This window comes from Halomonas sp. HG01 (genome assembly GCF_000968715.2).
Taxonomy (GTDB): Bacteria; Pseudomonadota; Gammaproteobacteria; order Pseudomonadales; family Halomonadaceae; genus Halomonas; species Halomonas halophila.
In genome coordinates, this window is record NZ_CP022134.1 from 902,209 (window position 1) to 919,789 (window position 17,581).

Annotated in this window: 16 protein-coding genes and 1 tRNA gene; 13 read left to right on the plus strand and 4 right to left on the minus strand. The window is 66.7% G+C overall.

Annotation, left to right across the window (positions count from 1 at the left end; translation table 11 throughout):
- Positions 1-14 precede the first annotated feature (14 nt).
- Complete coding sequence (locus UN84_RS04115; protein ID WP_046077769.1) at positions 15-1,262, minus strand: restriction endonuclease subunit S; 1,248 nt, start codon at positions 1,260-1,262, stop codon at positions 15-17.
- A complete protein-coding gene (locus tag UN84_RS04120; protein WP_046077768.1) occupies positions 1,255-3,693 on the minus strand; it encodes a type I restriction-modification system subunit M in 2,439 nt (812 codons plus the stop codon). The genes UN84_RS04115 and UN84_RS04120 overlap by 8 nt, the downstream gene beginning before the upstream one ends.
- Between UN84_RS04120 and UN84_RS04125 the strand changes: the two genes are divergently transcribed.
- On the plus strand, positions 3,692-3,886 hold the full coding sequence (locus UN84_RS04125) for a hypothetical protein (RefSeq protein ID WP_046077767.1): 195 nt from the start codon (positions 3,692-3,694) through the stop codon (positions 3,884-3,886). The genes UN84_RS04120 and UN84_RS04125 overlap by 2 nt on opposite strands.
- Before the next feature lie 112 nt (positions 3,887-3,998).
- Here UN84_RS04125 and UN84_RS04130 read toward each other — a convergent pair.
- Both UN84_RS04130 and ispB read right to left on the minus strand, forming a co-directional pair.
- A tRNA-Pro gene (locus UN84_RS04130) sits at positions 3,999-4,075 on the minus strand.
- Positions 4,076-4,180: 105 nt separating this feature from the next.
- Positions 4,181-5,188: an octaprenyl diphosphate synthase gene (gene ispB / locus UN84_RS04135; protein ID WP_035592822.1), complete on the minus strand. Its 1,008-nt coding sequence runs from the start codon at positions 5,186-5,188 to the stop codon at positions 4,181-4,183.
- Positions 5,189-5,494: 306 nt separating this feature from the next.
- Here ispB and rplU point away from each other — a divergent pair, with 306 nt between their 5' ends.
- The 12 genes from rplU (at position 5,495) to UN84_RS17460 (ending at position 17,578) form a co-directional block, all read left to right on the plus strand.
- A complete protein-coding gene (gene rplU, locus UN84_RS04140; protein ID WP_046077766.1) occupies positions 5,495-5,806 on the plus strand; it encodes a 50S ribosomal protein L21 in 312 nt (103 codons plus the stop codon).
- Between the two features lie 34 nt (positions 5,807-5,840).
- Positions 5,841-6,098 carry a 50S ribosomal protein L27 gene (gene rpmA / locus UN84_RS04145; protein ID WP_035592825.1) on the plus strand — a complete coding sequence of 86 codons (258 nt, stop codon included), beginning with the start codon at positions 5,841-5,843 and terminating at the stop codon, positions 6,096-6,098.
- An 85-nt stretch (positions 6,099-6,183) separates the two neighbouring features.
- A complete protein-coding gene (gene cgtA, locus UN84_RS04150; protein ID WP_046077765.1) occupies positions 6,184-7,374 on the plus strand; it encodes an Obg family GTPase CgtA in 1,191 nt (396 codons plus the stop codon).
- Between the two features lie 103 nt (positions 7,375-7,477).
- Positions 7,478-8,617 (plus strand): glutamate 5-kinase, encoded by a 1,140-nt coding sequence (gene proB, locus UN84_RS04155; protein WP_046077764.1) that lies wholly within the window; start codon positions 7,478-7,480, stop codon positions 8,615-8,617.
- A 365-nt stretch (positions 8,618-8,982) separates the two neighbouring features.
- The gene (gene rpsT, locus UN84_RS04160; RefSeq protein WP_035592830.1) at positions 8,983-9,249 is read left to right on the plus strand and encodes a 30S ribosomal protein S20; all 267 of its coding nucleotides are present in this window, start codon (positions 8,983-8,985) and stop codon (positions 9,247-9,249) included.
- A gap of 119 nt (positions 9,250-9,368) precedes the next feature.
- A complete protein-coding gene (murJ, locus tag UN84_RS04165) occupies positions 9,369-10,955 on the plus strand; it encodes a murein biosynthesis integral membrane protein MurJ (protein WP_046077763.1) in 1,587 nt (528 codons plus the stop codon).
- A 79-nt stretch (positions 10,956-11,034) separates the two neighbouring features.
- Positions 11,035-12,057, plus strand: coding sequence for a bifunctional riboflavin kinase/FAD synthetase (gene ribF, locus UN84_RS04170; protein ID WP_046077762.1), 1,023 nt, complete (start codon positions 11,035-11,037; stop codon positions 12,055-12,057).
- Between the two features lie 10 nt (positions 12,058-12,067).
- Complete coding sequence (gene ileS / locus UN84_RS04175) at positions 12,068-14,902, plus strand: isoleucine--tRNA ligase (RefSeq protein WP_046077761.1); 2,835 nt, start codon at positions 12,068-12,070, stop codon at positions 14,900-14,902.
- A gap of 10 nt (positions 14,903-14,912) precedes the next feature.
- Complete coding sequence (gene lspA, locus UN84_RS04180; protein ID WP_046077816.1) at positions 14,913-15,434, plus strand: signal peptidase II; 522 nt, start codon at positions 14,913-14,915, stop codon at positions 15,432-15,434.
- Between the two features lie 31 nt (positions 15,435-15,465).
- Positions 15,466-15,921 carry an FKBP-type peptidyl-prolyl cis-trans isomerase gene (gene fkpB / locus UN84_RS04185; RefSeq protein WP_035592834.1) on the plus strand — a complete coding sequence of 152 codons (456 nt, stop codon included), beginning with the start codon at positions 15,466-15,468 and terminating at the stop codon, positions 15,919-15,921.
- Positions 15,922-16,043: 122 nt separating this feature from the next.
- A complete protein-coding gene (ispH, locus tag UN84_RS04190) occupies positions 16,044-17,012 on the plus strand; it encodes a 4-hydroxy-3-methylbut-2-enyl diphosphate reductase (protein ID WP_046077760.1) in 969 nt (322 codons plus the stop codon).
- A gap of 167 nt (positions 17,013-17,179) precedes the next feature.
- Entirely contained in the window at positions 17,180-17,578 is a 399-nt protein-coding gene (locus UN84_RS17460) for a type IV pilin protein (protein ID WP_046077759.1), read from the plus strand.
- Positions 17,579-17,581: the final 3 nt, after the last annotated feature.

Below are 17,581 nucleotides of genomic sequence, written 5' to 3' on the forward strand. Positions count from 1 at the left end.
GTAAGAGCCCCGGTCTATGCCGGAGTCGTGGCCTGGTCTTTTTCGAGAAGCGGAGTGACGCGGACGCGGCCGGTCAGGAGACCGTCCATAAGGCCAGTTTTCTGAGCTTTAATTTTCATCAGGTGCTTTTTCTCATCGGAAAGGCGAGTCATGTGTTGGTCTAATATATTTGCAATCGCGACTTGCTCAGATTGCTTAGGCACCGACATGGTCAATGCATCTATGGTGCCTTTGCTCAGATTTGGCTGCCCGGACCCCTGCACTGAGGCGATAAGCCGTGGTGAAGACCAGGTAAGAGCCCAGTAAACCCAGCGCCCACACTGTTCCTCATTGGGCGCGACTGATAAAACGGCTTGATTTGTTGTTGCGCGAATTGTTAGCCAAGAGACCATCCCAGCTGTTGCACCGTACATGGCGATCAAGGGCGTTCCTGCGGGAACCCACTTTGCCGAACTTTTCCGTAACCCCTGCTCCGTAATCCTTTCCTCGGTAGAGGATATTGACTCTTGATTCACTTCAGTCGATTTGATCCAAAGAATTTCGCCGCCAAAAAAACCGGGGGCATTGCGGGAAGGAGTTCCGCCAGCGTATGTGCTGGCAATCGATGCAATCTCTCTGCAAACCCACTCCCTCGGAATCAACCCCAGTGGAGACTCCTTGTAGAGCTCCGGCGCCTGCTCGGGGCTGGGGCGAAGCTGGCCGTTCTCGTCGATGCCGCGGGTCAGCAGGTCGTGGAGCATGCCCTCCTTGACCTTCTCCAGCTTGGCGATCAGCGCCTCGGTCTTCTGGATCTGGGTGTCGAGGGTGTCGAGGATGCGGGCGATAAGCCGCTGCTCATTCACCGGAGGGACTTCAAGGCGAAGCTGGGCCAGATCCCTGACTGATAAGTGCTTGACGGTCGTTTGGGGAGTTTTCTGGTGAATATCCTGAAGCTCGGGATCAAGGAGCCAGAAGAGGTACCCATCATCTAATTCGTCGGTGGACGTAAAAACCTTGCATACGCGCTGATTAAGGAGTGCTTTCCCTTTGGCCCAGCGAACGATGTTGAAATCGCCATCCATCCCTATAAGGATGTCACTATCATTAATGACAAACTCCTCGGGGTAAGGGCCGATAAAGTAGGTTCCAAGCTCGCCGGCAAGGAGGTCCCTGATCCTGATGAGGGGTACCCCTTCTTCCTGTGAGAAGCCTTCTGATGGGAAAGGGAAGCCAGAAAGGACCTCGGCGTGATCACCAAGTTGGAGTGTTTTCCACTCAGACATATCCCAGCCCCTCCAGATACTGCTGCAGTTCCCTAGCAGCGGCATCCCGCTCGGCCTCGATGTCGGCCAGCGTCACTCGATACTTGTCCCACCAGGTCTCGAAGGCGGCGATCACCTGCTGGCGCTGCTGGCGGATATAACGCTCGAGAATGCTCTTGAGATCGTTGTGCAGGATGTTGCCCACCAGCTCGGCGGCGGCGGGCTCATCGAGGGCGTCCACGGCGGCGTTCAGGCGCTGCTCGAAATTGCCGACCTTGGCCTTGTGGGCCTTGCGCACCTGAGTGCGCTGGCTCTTCCAGGCCTTGATCTGCTCCGGCGTCGGGGCGTCATCATCCTCGCCGTCGCTCCCCTCTCTATCAAGTTCAGGGGCCTCGTCACCGTCATCGCCTTCCGGCTTGGCCTCGGCGGCCTTGATGCGGGCGTCCAACTCGGCCTTGCGGGCGGCGAGTTCCTCCAGCTCGGCCACGTAGTCCTCGAGCAGGAAGTGCACCAGGCGGTGATCCAGCGGGTTGGCCTTGCTCTGCTCGTCTTCCAGCAGGCTATTGATCGAGGTGCGCCAGGCGTCCACCACACCCAGGCAGCCGCGAGCCTGGAGGGTGCGGAACTCGTTCTTGTTGTCGAACCAGAAGCCCGCGATGATGCCGCGCACTGCGAAGCGGTCGAGCATAGCCAGCGGTTCGAGGGCCGCGGTGAAGCTGCCCAGCAGCTCGTCGCGCAACTGGGTGAGGCGAGCGCCGTTGCCTGAGAGCGTGGTGATGCTGCTGCCGTGCTCGGCCCACCAGGCCTCGAAGGCGGCGATCACACGGGCTTCCTTGCCCGTCAGGCCGGCGTCGGCCTCGATGGCGGGCTTGAGGTCGCGCTTCTCGCTCAGCCGCTCGGCGAAGTCCACGTACTCGGGATCGTCTGCCCGAGGAGTGAACAGCGTCATGGGATCGAGGCCTTGGGCGTCAAACAGCGCTCGCTTGGCGTCGATCTCGGCCACCGGCACGCCGCCCTTGAGATGGGCGCGCACGTCCTGGGGCTCCGGCGGCGGGGTGTTGTCGGCGTAGCGGCGGATGTTGAGGTTGTAGTCGTTATCGCGCAGCTCCTCGAGCGGCACGGCACGCGCGAAGCCGGGCACCTCGGCGAAGGCCTCGAAGGTGCTGGCGATCTTCTCGATATGCTCCGGCAGCAGGTGGTTCTGCGCACGGCCCTCGTCGTATTCGCGGTCGGCGTTGATGAACAGTACCCGGCCCCTGCGTTCGGCGGGCTTGGCGCCCTTGGCACGCAGGATCAGGATGCTGGCCGGGATGCCGGTGCCGTAGAAGAGGTTGGGGGCCAGGCCGATCACCGCTTCCACCAGATCGTCCTCGAGCATCCCGGCGCGAATGCGCTTCTCGTCGCCGCCGCGGAACAGCACGCCGTGGGGCATGACGGTCGCCAGCATGCCGTCGGACTTGAGGCAGGCGACCATGTGCTGCAGGAACATCAGGTCGGCCTTCTTGGCGCCCTCCGGTACGCTGCCGTAGTGGAAGCGCTCCGGGAACTGCTGGCTCGGGGTGAAGCCGATGGAGAAAGGCGGGTTGGTGAGGATACGGTCGAAGCGCACCAGCTCGCCGCCCTCGACATGCTGCGGGTCGGTGAGGGTGTCGTCGTTGCGAAGGTCGGCGCTGCTCACCCCGTGCAGCAGCATGTTCATCTTGGCGATGGCCCACACCGAGCCGGAGGCCTCCTGGCCGAAGAGGTTGAGCCGGCGCGGGTCGCCGCCCTGTTCCTCCAGGTACTCCTTGCCGAGAATCAGCATACCGCCCGAGCCCATGCAGGGGTCATAGACGCTGTGCCCCTCCTGCGGGTTCATCAGTCGCACCATCATGCGGACCACCGGGCGCGGGGTGTAGAACTCGCCGCCCTTCTTGCCGGCGGAGTCGGCGAAGTCGCGGATCAGGTACTCGTAGGCGGCGCCCAGCAGGTCGGGGAACTCGAAGTCCTCGTTGCGCAGGCGGTACTCGCTGAAGTGGACGATCAGGTCGCGCAGCTTCTTGTCCGGCAGGGTGGTGGAGCCCACCTTGCGGGTGAAGTCGATGTGCTCGAGCACCCCGGCGAGGCTGGGGTTGTGCTCTTCCAGGCCGGCCAGCGCCTTGTTCAGGGCATTGCCGACACCCTGGTGGGCCTCCTTCAGCAGGTAGGGCCAGCGCGCCTGTTCCGGCACGTAGAAGGTGGCCTTGTACCAGCTCGGCATCTCGATGACCTGGGCGATGTCCACCTCGCTCTTCCCGGCCTGCCTCAGCTGCTCGTGGACTTCCTCCTGGCGCTGCTCGAAGACGTCCGAGCAGCGCTTCAGGAACAGCATGCCGAAGATGTACTCCTTGAACTCCGAGGCGTCCATGCGCCCGCGCAGGATGTCGGCCGCCTTGAAGAGGTGCCGCTCCAACTGGTTGAGGGTGAGGATCATGTACAGCGGTTCCCTGTGTTCGATGAGCCGGTCGCCTGGTGCGACCGAGGTGACTAACGCCTATCTCATCAAACTTGGGGAGGGAAGGCCACGCCAGATTGGTGAGAACCTGGTTGCCGCTCAGGGCGCGGGCGAGCTGGTGGGCAAACCGGACAAACCGGACGGGGCGGACGGCAGTTTCAGGGAGGGCTGAAGGTTGGCTCGGCGCGATGTCGCCAGCTGCTACCTATTTGCTACCTGAATTACAGGCAACGAAAAACGGCCACCGCTCGTGTGAGCTAAGTGGCCGTTTTTACTGAATTCTGTGGTCGGAGTAGCAGGATTCGAACCTACGACCTCTGCCTCCCGAAGGCAGCGCTCTACCAAGCTGAGCTATACTCCGATGTCTGCCGTGTCTCTCGGCGACGGATGGGTATTATACGTAGACGAAGACGGAATGCAAGCCCTTCTTTTACTTCTCCGTCTTCGCCGATCTCCGGCCTCGGGCTCAGTTGCGGCGCTCCACCGCCAGGCGAGCCAGTTCGGCCATGCTGTCGCGGTAGGGGGAGTCGGGCAGGGCATCCAGCTGGGCCAGGGCCTTGGCGGACATCTCCTCGGCCTTGGCGCGGGTGTATTCCAGCGCGCCGGTCTCGCCGACGATGGCCAGCACCTCGTCGAGGCGCTCGAGGCCGCCCTGGCGGATGGCCTGACGGACCACCTTGGCCTGCTCGGCGGTGCCGGCGGCCATGGCCTGGATCAGCGGCAGGGTCGGCTTGCCCTCGGCCAGGTCGTCGCCGACGTTCTTGCCCATCGCCTCGGCGTCGCCCTGGTAGTCGAGCAGGTCGTCGACCAGCTGGAAGGCCAGGCCCAGGTAGCGGCCGTACAGGCGCAGCGCGTCTTCCTGCTCGGGCGTGGCACCGGCGAGCAGGGCGCCGCTGTGGGAGGCCGCCTCGAACAGCATGGCGGTCTTGCCCTGAATGGTCTCGAAGTAGGCGGCCTCGTCCACGTCGGGGTTGCCGACGTTGGTCAGCTGCTGGACCTCGCCCTCGGCGATGGTGCAGGTGGCGGCGGAGAGCACTTCCATGATCCGCATCGAGCCCACGTCGACCATCATCTGGAACGAGCGTGAATAGAGGAAGTCGCCGACCAGCACCGAAGGCGCGTTGCCCCAGGCATCGTTGGCGGTGGCCTTGCCGCGGCGCATGTGGGATTCGTCTACCACGTCGTCGTGCAGCAGGGTCGAGGTGTGCATGAACTCGATCAGCGTGGCCAGGGTGATGTGGCGGTCGCCCTCGACGCCCAGCGAGCGGGCGGCCAGCAGCACCAGCAGCGGGCGCAGGCGCTTGCCGCCGCTGTCGATGATGTACTGCCCGATGGTCTCCACCAGCGGCACCTTGGAGGCGAGCTGTTCGAGGATGGTGCGGTTGACGGCGGCGAAGTCCTCGGCGACGACGGCATGGATGGGCGAGGCGGGGACGGCGTTCTCGAGCTGTGGCGACGAAGGGTTGGCTGACATGAAGGCGGCATCGACGAAGTGGTGGGGGCGGCGGGCGGCATCCGTGCGCGATGCCCCTGGCGCCGGCCTGGGAGTGAGGGTCATGCTATGGGGCCCCCCTTGGGGCGTCAAGGCGCGCGCCCGCGCTGGCGCCCGGGCCGCGCCGGGCGTGGCGTTCAGGGTGTCGGCCGGGTTGTCGTCCTGCGCGCGTGCGGTTATAATCCGCGACCCACTCATCTCGCTCCCTGTCAGATGGTTGCCGGAAGGGGCGCCACTCGAAGCAGGTCGATGAAGAGCCAACCCCCGATGAGTACCGGAGAGACAAGCATGTACGCAGTGATCAAGAGCGGTGGCAAGCAGTACCGCGTTCAGGAAGGCCAGACTCTCAAGCTCGAGAAGCTGGAAGTGCCGACCGGCGACACCATCGAGTTCGATGAAGTCCTGCTGGTGGGTGGTGACGACGACGTCAAGGTCGGCGCGCCAACCGTCGATGGTGCCAAGGTGTCCGCCGAGGTCGTCGCTCACGGCCGTGGCGAGAAGGTGAACATCATCAAGTTCCGTCGCCGCAAGCACAGCATGAAGCGTCAGGGCCACCGTCAGTGGTTCACCGAAGTCAAGATCACCGGGATCTCCGCGTAAGCGGTCACTCCCCTGAACGAGCGAGGTATTTGCAATGGCTCATAAGAAGGCAGCGGGCTCTACCCGTAACGGTCGCGATTCCGAATCCAAGCGCCTTGGCGTGAAGCTGTTCGGCGGCCAGTCCGTGGCTCCGGGCAACATCATCGTCCGTCAGCGCGGCACCAAGTTCCACGCCGGCGCCGGCGTTGGCATCGGCAAGGACCACACCCTGTTCGCCCTGGATGAAGGCGTGGTCAAGTTCGAGACCAAGGGTCCGAAGAATCGCAAGTTCGTGAGCGTCGTCTCCGCCTGAGACCGCCCGGACCTGTAGCGAGAAGGCCCCGCCATGGCGGGGCCTTCTTGTATCATGGCGGTATGCACCGCCGGGAGAATGACAGATGCAGTTCGTCGACGAAGCCTCGATCATCGTGGAAGCCGGCAAGGGCGGCAATGGCTGCCTGAGTTTCCGCCGCGAGAAGTACGTGCCCAAGGGTGGCCCCGATGGTGGCGACGGCGGCCATGGTGGCAGCGTCTACCTGATCGGTGACGACGCCCTCAACACCCTTATCGACTTCAAGTACCAGCGCTTCTACAAGGCCCAGAACGGCCAGCCCGGCCAGGGTCGGCAGATGAGCGGCCGCGCCGGCGAGGACCTGCATATCAAGGTCCCGGTGGGCACCACGGTGATCGACGAGGACACCCTCGAGGTGATCGCCGACGTCACCGAGGTCGGCCAGGTCGTGCTGGTGGGCCAGGGCGGCCGCCGCGGGCTCGGCAACATCCACTTCAAGTCGTCTACCAACCGGGCGCCGCGGCGGACCACGCCGGGCACCGAGGGCGAGCGGCGCAACCTGCGCCTGGAGATGAAGGTGATGGCCGACGTCGGCCTGCTGGGCTTGCCCAACGCCGGCAAGTCGACGCTGATCCGCTCGGTCTCGGCGGCCAAGCCCAAGGTCGCCAACTACCCCTTCACTACCCTGGTGCCGAACCTCGGCGTGGTGAAGCTCGGTCAGCACGAGCACTTCGTGATGGCCGACATTCCGGGGCTGATCGAGGGCGCCTCCGACGGCGCCGGCCTGGGGCTGCGCTTCCTCAAGCACCTGACCCGCTCGCGGCTGCTGTTCCACGTGGTCGACGTGGCGCCCTTCGACGAGTCCGATCCGGTGGAGGCCGCCGAGGCGATCGTCCGCGAGCTGGGCGAGTTCTCGCCGACGCTGGCCGAGCTGCCGCGCTGGCTGGTGCTCAACAAGCTCGACCTGCTGCCCGAGGACGAGCGCGAGGCGCTGGCCGACGAGATCGTCAGGCGCCTCGACTGGGACGGTCCGGTGTTCCGTGTCTCGGCGATCAGCGGCGAAGGCACCGATGCGCTGGTGCAGGCCGCCTACCGCTGGCTCAACGAGCGGCGTCGCCTCGAGAACGAGGACGAAGAGGTCGCCGAGCACGAGCGCGAGATGCGCCGCCGGATGGAAGAGGAGGCCGTGGCCCGCACCGAGGCGCGGCTGGGTCGCAAGCGTCGTCGCGATGACGAGGACGATGATGACGACTTCGATGACGACGACTACGACGTCGAGATCGAATACGCCCCCTGAGGGCGGGCGTAGTAGGCTGGAGGTGCCGCGGTCGGCGCCAGCGCGCCGGCCCCTGTGGCGGGCGCGAGCCCGATGAACGCGAGTCGTATCAAGGACGGCGAAGATGGCGAAAGGTGAAGAGGTCCCCGGACGCGAAGCCCTGCAGGGCATGCGGCGGGTGGTGGTGAAGATCGGCAGTGCCCTGCTGACCAATGACGGCCGCGCCCTCGACGAGGCCGCCATCGGCGGCTGGGTCGATCAGATCGCCGCCTTGCATCGGCGCGGCATCGAGGTGGTGCTGGTGTCCTCCGGCGCCGTGGCCGCCGGCATGGTGCGGCTGGGCTGGCAGACGCGACCGTCGGAGGTGCATGCCCTCCAGGCTGCTGCCGCCGTGGGCCAGAACGGCCTCACCGAGTGCTACGAGGGCCACTTCGGGCGCCACCAGCTGACCACCGCCCAGGTGCTGCTGACCCACGACGACCTCTCCAACCGCAAGCGCTACCTCAACGCCCGCTCGGCGCTGCGCACCCTGGTCGAGCTCGGCGTGGTGCCGGTGGTCAACGAGAACGACACCGTGGTCACCGACGAGATCCGTTTTGGCGACAACGACACCCTCGGTGCCCTGGTGGCCAACCTGATCGAGGCCGATGCGCTGGTCATCCTCACCGACCAGGAGGGGCTGTTCGATTCCGATCCGCGCCACGATCCGAACGCCAGCCTGATCGCCGAGGGTCGCGCCGACGACCCGCGACTGGCCGCGGTGGCCGGTGACGGCGGTGCCCTGGGGCGTGGCGGCATGACCACCAAGGTGCGTGCCGCCCGGCTGGCGGCGCGCTCCGGTGCGCTGACCGTGATCGCCAGCGGTCGCCAGCCCGCGGTGCTGACCCGGCTGGTCGACGGCGAGCGGCTCGGCACCCTGCTGACGCCGGATCAGGCGCCGATCGCCGCGCGCAAGCGCTGGCTGGCCGGTCAGCTCCAGGTGCGCGGCACCCTGACTCTGGATGCCGGGGCGGTGAAGGTGCTGCGCGACAGCGGCTCCAGCCTGCTGCCGGTGGGCGTCAAGGCGATCTCCGGGCGCTTCGTGCGCGGCGAGATGGTGCTGTGCGTCGACGAAGAGGGGCGACGGGTGGCCAAGGGGCTGGTCAACTACGGCATCGACGAGGCGCAGCGCCTGCTCGGCCAGCCGAGCCATCGCATCGAGGCGATTCTCGGCTACATGGAAGCGCCGGAGCTTATCCACCGCGACAATCTGGTGGTGCTCTAAGAGGCGCCGATTTTCTATTGCGCTCGATATCCTGGCCGCCGGCGGTACGCGTCATCCTCATTTACTTGTCTCGTAAACTGCGGTGACTGTGTTCCGGCGACGGCCAGTCTCTCTTCGCTCATGACGTAAATCGTCAGCCTCTTGGTCAGGCGTGGCGGGGCGTTCGGCCTTGACAGGCTGGCAAGCGGTGTCACTGCGTGATAGTATGCGCCATCCTCTCAGACACGGCCCGTAATCGACTGCGCCACGTCGCGCGGTCGGCCAGATGGCCAGGCCGACGGGGATTTTTGTTTTTCCCTGTTGGATCAAAACGTTATCAAAGCCGCCCTCGCAGGCGGTGACAACTTTCTCCAAGGAGACAGTCAGTGGCTAACAGCAAGCAAGCCCGCAAGCGCGCCCGTCAGGCAGAAGGCCGTCGTGTTCTGAAGGCGAGCCAGCGCAGCATGGTTCGCACCTACGTCAAGAACGTGATCAAGGCCATCAACGGCGGCGACCACGCCCAGGCCATGGACGCCTTCAAGGCGGCCCAGCCGGTCATCGACCGCATCGCCGACAAGGACGTGCTGTCCAAGAAGAAGGCCGCTCGCCTCAAGAGCCGTCTGAACAAGCGCATCAAGGCCCTGGCCGCGTAAGCTCGCCGGACGCCTCTGGGTGCCCGCCGCGTGCGGGCACGCCATCGAAAAACCGGCTTCGGCCGGTTTTTTTGTGCCTGACGATTTTCGCCCGGACCTCACCGGCAAGGGAGCGCCCCGTGACCGATACTCCTCCTCAGCCCGCTTCCGACTCCGTTCCTGCCCCCAAGAGCGGCGGCCTGCTGCGTTCGGGCATGGTGGTCAGCGCCATGACCATGCTCTCGCGGGTGCTGGGGCTGGCCCGCGACGTGGTGATCGCCGCGCTGTTCGGCGCGGGGCAGGGCGCGGATGCCTTCTTCGTGGCCTTCAAGGTGCCCAACTTCCTGCGCCGGCTGTTCGCCGAAGGCGCCTTCAACCAGGCCTTCGTGCCGGTGCTCTCGGAGTACGCTACCCAGCGCACCCGCGCGGAGGTGCGCGAGCTGCTCGATGCGGTGGCCGGCAGCCTGGCGGCGGTGCTGCTGCTGATCACGGCGCTGGCGATGCTGGCTGCGCCCTGGCTGGTGTGGCTGTTCGCCCCCGGCTTCGCCCGGGACCCGGAGAAGCTGGCGCTGACCGCCGACATGCTGCGGCTGACCTTTCCCTACCTGCTGCTGATCTCGCTGACCGCCTTCGCCGGCAGCGTGCTCAACACCTGGAACCGCTTCGCGGTGCCGGCCTTCACGCCGGTGCTGCTCAACCTGTCGCTGATCGGCGCGGCGCTCGTGCTGACGCCGCTGATGAGCGAGCCGTCGCTGGCGCTGGCCTGGGGCGTGCTGATCGCCGGCGCCGCCCAGCTGCTGTTCCAGGTGCCCTTCCTGGCGCGGCTGGGCCTGATGCCGAAACCCTGGCCGCGCTTCGCCCACGAGGGCGTGCGGCGCATCCTCAAGCTGATGGCGCCGGCGCTGTTCGGGGTCTCGGTGTCCCAGATCAACCTGCTGCTGGACACCGTGCTGGCCTCGCTGCTGGCCGCGGGCAGCGTGTCCTGGCTGTACTACTCGGACCGCCTGGTGGAGCTGCCGCTGGGGGTGTTCGGCATCGCCATCGGCACGGTGATCCTGCCGGCGCTGTCCAAGCGCCACGCCGAGCAGTCCGGCGAGCATTTCTCCCGGATGCTCGACTGGGCGATCCGCGCCGTGCTGCTGCTGGGCATGCCGGCGGCGCTGGCCCTGGCGGTGCTGGCCGAGCCGCTGCTGATCACGCTGTTCCACTACGGCGCCATGACCGACCACGACATCGCCATGGCGGCGATGAGCCTGCGCGCCTATGCGCTGGGCCTGGTGGCGTTCATGCTGATCAAGGTGCTGGCCCCGGGCTTCTTCGCCCGCCAGGACACCAAGACGCCGGTCAAGGTGGGCATCGTGGCGATGGTCGCCAACATGGTGTTCAACCTGATCCTGATCTGGCCGCTGGCCCACGCCGGCCTGGCGCTGGCCACGGCGCTGTCGGCCTTCCTCAATGCCGGCCTGCTGGGCTTCCTGCTGCGCCGCGAGGGCGTGCTGCGCTTCCAGCCGGGCTGGGGCCGCTACGCGGTGCAGCTGCTCGGCGGCTGCGCGGTGATGGGGCTGGGCCTGGCCTGGCTGATGCCGGACTGGCACGCCTGGCTCGACTGGTCGCTGTGGCATCGGGTCGGCTGGCTGGCCGCGCTGGTGATCCTGGGGGCGTCGGCCTACTTCGCCTGGCTGGCGGCGCTGGGCGTGCGGCCGCGGCATTTCCGGATCAACGGCTGATGGCCAAGCCGGCCCGGCTGTCAAGGGGCCCTTGGTCCGTTATAATCGATTCCCTTTCACCTCCAGCGCGATGACGCCCATGCAAGTGATTCGAGGACTGCACAATCTGCGCGACGAACACCGGGGCTGCGTGGCGACCATCGGCAACTTCGATGGCGTGCATCGCGGCCACCAGGCGATCCTCGATCAGCTGCGCGAACGGGCGCGGGCGCTGGGGCTGCCGGTCACGGTGGTGGTCTTCGAGCCCCAGCCCCGCGAGTTCTTCGCCGGCGACCAGGCGCCGACGCGCCTGACCCGCCTGCGTGACAAGGTCGAGCTGCTGGCCGAGCACGGCGCCGACCGGGTGCTGTGCCTGCCGTTCAACGAGACGCTGCGCTCTCTGACCGCCCGGGCCTTCATCGAGCGGGTGCTGGTCGAGGGCCTCGGCGTACGCCATCTGGTGGTGGGCGACGACTTCCGCTTCGGCTGCGACCGCCTCGGCGACTTCGCACTGCTCGAGGCGGCGGGCGCGGAGCGCGGCTTCGGCGTGGAGAATACCCGCAGCTTCCTGCTCGACGGCGAGCGCGTCTCCAGCACCCGGGTGCGCACCCTGCTGGCCTGCGGCAACTTCGCCCAGGCCGCGCGCCTGCTGGGGCGGCCCTACCGGCTCGGCGGCCGGGTGATGCGCGACCGCCAGCTGGGTCGTACCATCGGCGTGCCCACCGCCAACCTGCCGCAGTCGGCCCGTGCCCTGCCGCTGCAGGGCGTCTATGCGGTCATCGCCGAGCTGCCCGACGGCCGCCGCGCCGAGGGCGTGGCCAACGTCGGCTGGCGGCCCACCGTGGGCAGCCAGCGGCCGGTGCTCGAGGTGCACCTGTTCGACTTCGACGGCGATCTCTACGGCCAGACCCTGAGCGTGGTGCCCTGCGCCAGGCTGCGCGGCGAGGTGAAATTCGACGGCCTGGACGCCCTCAAGACCCAGATCGGCCTCGACCAGGCGCGCGCCCGGCGCTTCTTCGCCTCGGCGGACGATTCTCTTCCTCTGGCATCGGCGCCGTTGGCGCGCGAGGCCGTGACTTCCGATTCCTCGGCGGGCCAGCCCGCCGACCACGACGACGGCTGACCCCCAGGATATGAGCGACTACAAGCACACTCTGAACCTGCCAGAAACCGACTTCCCGATGCGCGGCATGCTGCCCAAGCGCGAGCCCGCGCGGGTGGAGCAGTGGAAGGAGATGGACCTCTACCGGCGCCTGCGCGAGGCGCGTCGCGGCCGCGAGATCTTCGTGCTCCACGATGGCCCTCCCTACGCCAACGGCAGCATCCACATCGGTCACGCCGTCAACAAGATCCTCAAGGACATCATCGTCAAGTCGAAGAACCTGGCCGGCTTCGATGCGCCCTACGTGCCGGGCTGGGACTGCCACGGCCTGCCGATCGAGCACAAGGTGGAGACCACCCACGGCAAGCACCTGGAGGCCGAGCAGGCCCGCGGGCTGTGCCGCGAGTACGCCGCCGAGCAGATCCAGGGCCAGCTGTCCGACTTCGTGCGCCTGGGCGTGATCGGCGACTGGGACAACCCCTATCGTTCCATGGACTATGCCAACGAGGCCGGCGAGATCCGCGCCCTGGCCGACATGGTCGAGGGTGGCTTCGTGTTCAAGGGCCTGAAGCCGGTCAACTGGTGCTTCGACTGCGGCTCGGCGCTGGCCGAGGCCGAAGTGGAGTACGCCGACAAGAAGTCCGACGCCATCGACGCGGCCTTCGCCTGCGCCGAGGACGACAAGCTGGCCGCGGCCTTCGGCCTCGAGTCGCTGCCGAAGCCGGCCGCCGTGGTGATCTGGACCACCACCCCCTGGACCATCCCGGCCAACCAGGCGCTGAACGTCCACCCGGAGTTCACCTATGCGCTGGTCGACACCGGCGAGCGCCTGCTGCTGCTGGCCGAGGAGCTGGTGGAATCCTGCCTCGAGCGCTTCGGCCTGGACGGCGAGATCATCGCCACCGCCACCGGCGAGCGCCTGGAGCTGATCGAGTTCGCCCACCCGATCTATGAGCGTCGCGCGCCGATCTACCTGGCCGACTACGTCACCATCGACGAGGGCAGCACCGGCATCGTGCACTCCGCCCCGGTCCACGGCGTCGACGACTTCGACTCCTGCCGCCGCTACGGCATGGACTTCAGCGACTTCATCAGCGTGGTCAAGGGCGACGGCGTCTACGTCGACGACCTGCCGTACTTCGGCGGTCAGCTGATCTGGAAGGCCAACCCGCACATCGTCGACAAGCTGCGCGAGCTCGGCGCGCTGATGGCCCACAAGACCATCAGCCACAGCTACATGCACTGCTGGCGCCACAAGACGCCGGTGATCTACCGCGCCACCGCCCAGTGGTTCGTCGGCATGGACCTGATCGGCCGCGACGGCCGTACCCTGCGCGAGAAGGCGCTGGAAGGCATCGAGGCCACCACCTTCACCCCGGCCTGGGGCAAGGCGCGCCTGCACTCGATGATCGCCAACCGCCCCGACTGGTGCATCTCGCGCCAGCGCAACTGGGGTGTGCCGATTCCGTTCTTCCTGCACAAGCAGACCGGCGAGCTGCACCCGCGCACCGTGGTGCTGATGGAGCTCGTCGCCCAGCGCGTCGAGGCCGAGGGCATCGACGCCTGGTTCCGCCTGGAGCCCGCCGAGCTGCTGGGCGACGAGGCCGGCGACTACGAGAAGGTCACCGACACCCTGGACGTGTGGTTCGACTCCGGCACCACGCACCGCCACGTGCTGCGCGGCTCTCACCCGCACGGCCACGAGTACGGCCCGCGCGCCGATCTGTACCTGGAAGGCTCCGACCAGCACCGCGGCTGGTTCCATTCCTCGCTGCTGACCGGCTGCGCCATCGACGGCCACCCGCCGTATCGCGGCCTGCTGACCCACGGCTTCACCGTGGATGCCCACGGCCGCAAGATGTCCAAGTCGATGGGCAACGTGGTCGCGCCGCAGGAGGTGATGGACAAGCTGGGCGCCGACATCCTGCGCCTGTGGGTCGCCTCCACCGACTACGGCGGCGAGATGGCGGTCTCCGACGAGATCCTCAAGCGCACCGCCGACGTCTACCGGCGCATCCGCAACACCTCGCGCTTCCTGCTGGCCAACCTCAATGGCTTCGACCCGGCCAAGGACGCCCTGGCGTTCGGTGACATGCTGGCCCTGGACCAGTGGGTCGTCGACCGTGCCGCCCAGCTGCAGGCGCGCATCGAGACCGCCTACGAGGAATACCGCTTCCTCGACGTCTACCAGCAGGTGCACGGCTTCTGCGCCCGCGAGCTCGGCGGTTTCTACCTGGACGTGATCAAGGACCGTCAGTACACCACCCAGGCCGACTCGGTGGCGCGCCGCAGCGCCCAGACCGCGCTCTATCACGTCGTTCAGGCGCTGGTGCGCTGGGTGGCGCCGATCCTCTCCTTCACCGCCGAGGAGATCTACGAGCACATCCCGGGCAAGCGCGGCAAGAGCGTGCTGCTGCAGGAGTACTACACCGGGCTCGAGACCCTGGGCGACGACGCCGAAATGGGCCGCGAGTTCTGGGAGCGGGTGCTGGAGATCAAGCAGGCCGTCAACAAATGCCTGGAAGACGCGCGCAACGCCAAGACCATCAAGGGCAGCCTGGCCGCCGAGGTCACCCTCTACGTCGACGACGCCCTGCGTGCGACCCTCGACAAGCTGGGCGACGAGCTGCGCTTCGTGATGCTGACCAGCGAGGTGCACCTGGCGCCGCTCGCTCAGGGTGAGGGCGCCGAGGCCACCGAACTCGAGGGCCTCAAGGTCGCGGTGGCCGCCAGCGGCCATGCCAAGTGCGAGCGCTGCTGGCACCATCGCGAGGACGTCGGCACCCACGAGGGCCACGACGACCTCTGCGGCCGCTGCGTGAGCAACCTGCCGGATGGCCCCGGCGAGACCCGTCACTATGCGTGAGGTGGGCACCATGCCCGAGACCGACAAGGGCGCCGAGGCGGCGCCCATGCACAAGCCGCTGCGCTGGCTGTGGCTGGCCGTGGCCTGGATCGTCCTCGATCTGGGCACCAAGGCCCTGGCTTCCGGGATGCTCGACTATGCCCGACCGCTCGAGGTGCTGCCGTTCTTCAACCTGACGCTGCTGCACAACACCGGCGCGGCCTTCAGCTTCCTGGCCGACCATCCGGGCTGGCAGCGCTGGTTGTTCGCCGCCATCGCGGTGGCGGCGAGCATCGGCCTGACGCTGTGGATGCGGCGCCTGAAGGCGGGCGAGACCCTGCTGGCGGCCTCGCTGGCGCTGGTCATCGGCGGGGCGCTGGGCAATCTCTATGATCGCCTGGTGCACGGCTATGTGGTGGATTTCCTCTCCTTCCACGCCGCCGGCTGGTACTACCCGGCCTTCAACGTCGCGGACATCGGCATCACCCTGGGCGCCATCGGGCTGATCTGGGAGTCGACCATCGGCGAGCGGCGCCGGGCGCGGCGCGCCTGACGCGACCTACACGACCGTTTCGAGAGAACCTATGAGCGATTCACAAGGCCTGCGCATCGACGAGGGCATGGAAGTCACCCTCCACTTCACCCTCAAGCTGGAGGACGGCACCCAGGTGGACTCCACCCGCGACAAGGCGCCGGCCACCTTCCAGGTGGGCGACGGCAACCTGCCGCCGGGCTTCGAGCAGCCGCTCAAGGGGATGAGCGCCGGCGAGTCCGGCAGCTTCGAGATCTCCCCGGAGCATGCCTTCGGCCAGCACAACCCGCAGAACATCCAGGTGCTCAAGCGCGAGGACTTCTCCACCGACGAGCCCGAGGAGGGCATGGTGATGTCGTTCGCCGATCCGGCCGGCGGCGAGCTGCCGGGCGTGATCAAGAGCGTCGACGACGAGCGGGTGGAAGTGGACTTCAACCATCCCCTGGCGGGGCGTACCCTGACCTTCGAGGTCGAGGTATTGGAGATCAAGCCGGCCACCACGCACTAGGAAAACACTGACTTCCTGCTGCGCTCGATATCCTGGCCGCCGGCGGTGCCGAAGCGTCGGACCGTCGTCATCCTCATGTAGCAGGCGTTAAACGATGCCAATGCATCAAGGCAAGGCAACCCATGCAAGCTAACTCTGTGCAGATCAAGCTGGCCAACCCGCGCGGCTTCTGCGCCGGCGTCGACCGGGCCATCGAGATCGTCAACGGGGCCCTGGACGTCTTCGATCCGCCCATCTACGTGCGCCACGAGGTGGTGCACAACCGCTTCGTGGTCGACAGCCTGCGCGAGCGGGGCGCGGTGTTCGTCGAGGAGCTCGACGAGGTGCCCGATGACACCATCGTGATCTTCTCCGCCCACGGCGTGTCCCGCGCCGTGCAGGAGGAGGCCGAGCGCCGCGGGCTCAAGGTCTTCGACGCCACCTGCCCGCTGGTGACCAAGGTGCACATGGAGGTGCTGCGCTACGCGCGCCGCGGCCAGGAGTGCATCCTGATCGGCCACGAGGGGCATCCCGAGGTGGAAGGCACCATGGGGCGCTACGACACCTCCCATGGCGGACACATCTACCTGGTCGAGGACGAGCAGGACGTCGCCAATCTCGAGGTAAACGATCCGAGCCAGCTGGCGTTCGTCACCCAGACCACGCTCTCCATGGACGATACCGCCAGGGTGATCGACGCCCTGCGCGCCAGGTTCCCGGAGATCCAGGGGCCGCGCAAGGACGACATCTGCTACGCGACCCAGAACCGCCAGGACGCCGTGCGCGAGCTGGCCGCCGGCTGCGACCTGCTGCTGGTCGTCGGCAGCACCAACAGCTCCAACTCCAACCGCCTGCGCGAGCTCTCCGAGCGGGTGGGCACCACGGCCTATCTGATCGACAACGCCGAGCAGGTCGATCCGGCCTGGCTCGAGGGCGTGAGCGCGGTGGGCGTGACCGCCGGGGCCAGCGCCCCCGAGGTGCTGGTCCAGGGCGTGATCGAACGGCTGCAGGCCCTCGGCGCCGACGCCCCCGAGGAGCTCGCCGGCCGCGAGGAGACCATTACCTTCTCCATGCCGCGTGAACTGCGCGAACGGGTGATTGCCAGCGATTAGTCATCTGCCACCTGGGACTGTTCTGGCTCAGCGGGTGTGTCAGGCTTTCGCAGGAGTGAAGAAACCGGGCATATGCCCGGTTTTTTTACGATGATCGGCTGTCGGGAGCCTCTCTGCTGATACATACTGAAACTCGTCGTGAGGCCAGAAGGGAGATGCGCCGGAGCATGAATCGGACACGCCGCAGGGACCGCGCCTGGCACCAGGCCGGCTTTACACTGATCGAGCTGCTGATCGTGGTGGCGATTATCGGGATCCTGGCGGCGATCGCCTATCCCAGTTACACGAGCTACGTGGAACGCGCGCGACTGTCGGACGGTCAGGCGGGCCTGATGCAGGCGGCGGGAGAGATGGAGCGTTGCTATACGCGGCATTACTCCTACAAGGCATCTTGTTTGCAGACGAGAACGTCACCGGAGGGGGTGTACCCAAGGATCAGCTTCGACGGTGACCCGGGGAGCGCGTTCAAGCTAAAGGCGACGGAGGGAACGCGAGTGCCATCCGGCTGTGGAACGATCTGGCTGGAGAGTGATGGAACGAGGGGCCCGGATGGCTGCTGGAAATAACCT

Coding starts and splice junctions, on each gene's coding strand:
- UN84_RS04115 (WP_046077769.1), bottom strand. CDS start 1,262: ATGTCTGAGTGGAAAACACTCCAACTTGGTGATCACGCCGAGGTCCTT.
- UN84_RS04125 (WP_046077767.1), top strand. CDS start 3,692: ATGTACAGCGGTTCCCTGTGTTCGATGAGCCGGTCGCCTGGTGCGACC.
- UN84_RS04120 (WP_046077768.1), bottom strand. CDS start 3,693: ATGATCCTCACCCTCAACCAGTTGGAGCGGCACCTCTTCAAGGCGGCC.
- ispB (WP_035592822.1), bottom strand. CDS start 5,188: ATGTCAGCCAACCCTTCGTCGCCACAGCTCGAGAACGCCGTCCCCGCC.
- rplU (WP_046077766.1), top strand. CDS start 5,495: ATGTACGCAGTGATCAAGAGCGGTGGCAAGCAGTACCGCGTTCAGGAA.
- rpmA (WP_035592825.1), top strand. CDS start 5,841: ATGGCTCATAAGAAGGCAGCGGGCTCTACCCGTAACGGTCGCGATTCC.
- cgtA (WP_046077765.1), top strand. CDS start 6,184: ATGCAGTTCGTCGACGAAGCCTCGATCATCGTGGAAGCCGGCAAGGGC.
- proB (WP_046077764.1), top strand. CDS start 7,478: ATGGCGAAAGGTGAAGAGGTCCCCGGACGCGAAGCCCTGCAGGGCATG.
- ribF (WP_046077762.1), top strand. CDS start 11,035: ATGCAAGTGATTCGAGGACTGCACAATCTGCGCGACGAACACCGGGGC.
- ileS (WP_046077761.1), top strand. CDS start 12,068: ATGAGCGACTACAAGCACACTCTGAACCTGCCAGAAACCGACTTCCCG.
- lspA (WP_046077816.1), top strand. CDS start 14,913: ATGCCCGAGACCGACAAGGGCGCCGAGGCGGCGCCCATGCACAAGCCG.
- fkpB (WP_035592834.1), top strand. CDS start 15,466: ATGAGCGATTCACAAGGCCTGCGCATCGACGAGGGCATGGAAGTCACC.
- ispH (WP_046077760.1), top strand. CDS start 16,044: ATGCAAGCTAACTCTGTGCAGATCAAGCTGGCCAACCCGCGCGGCTTC.
- UN84_RS17460 (WP_046077759.1), top strand. CDS start 17,180: ATGAATCGGACACGCCGCAGGGACCGCGCCTGGCACCAGGCCGGCTTT.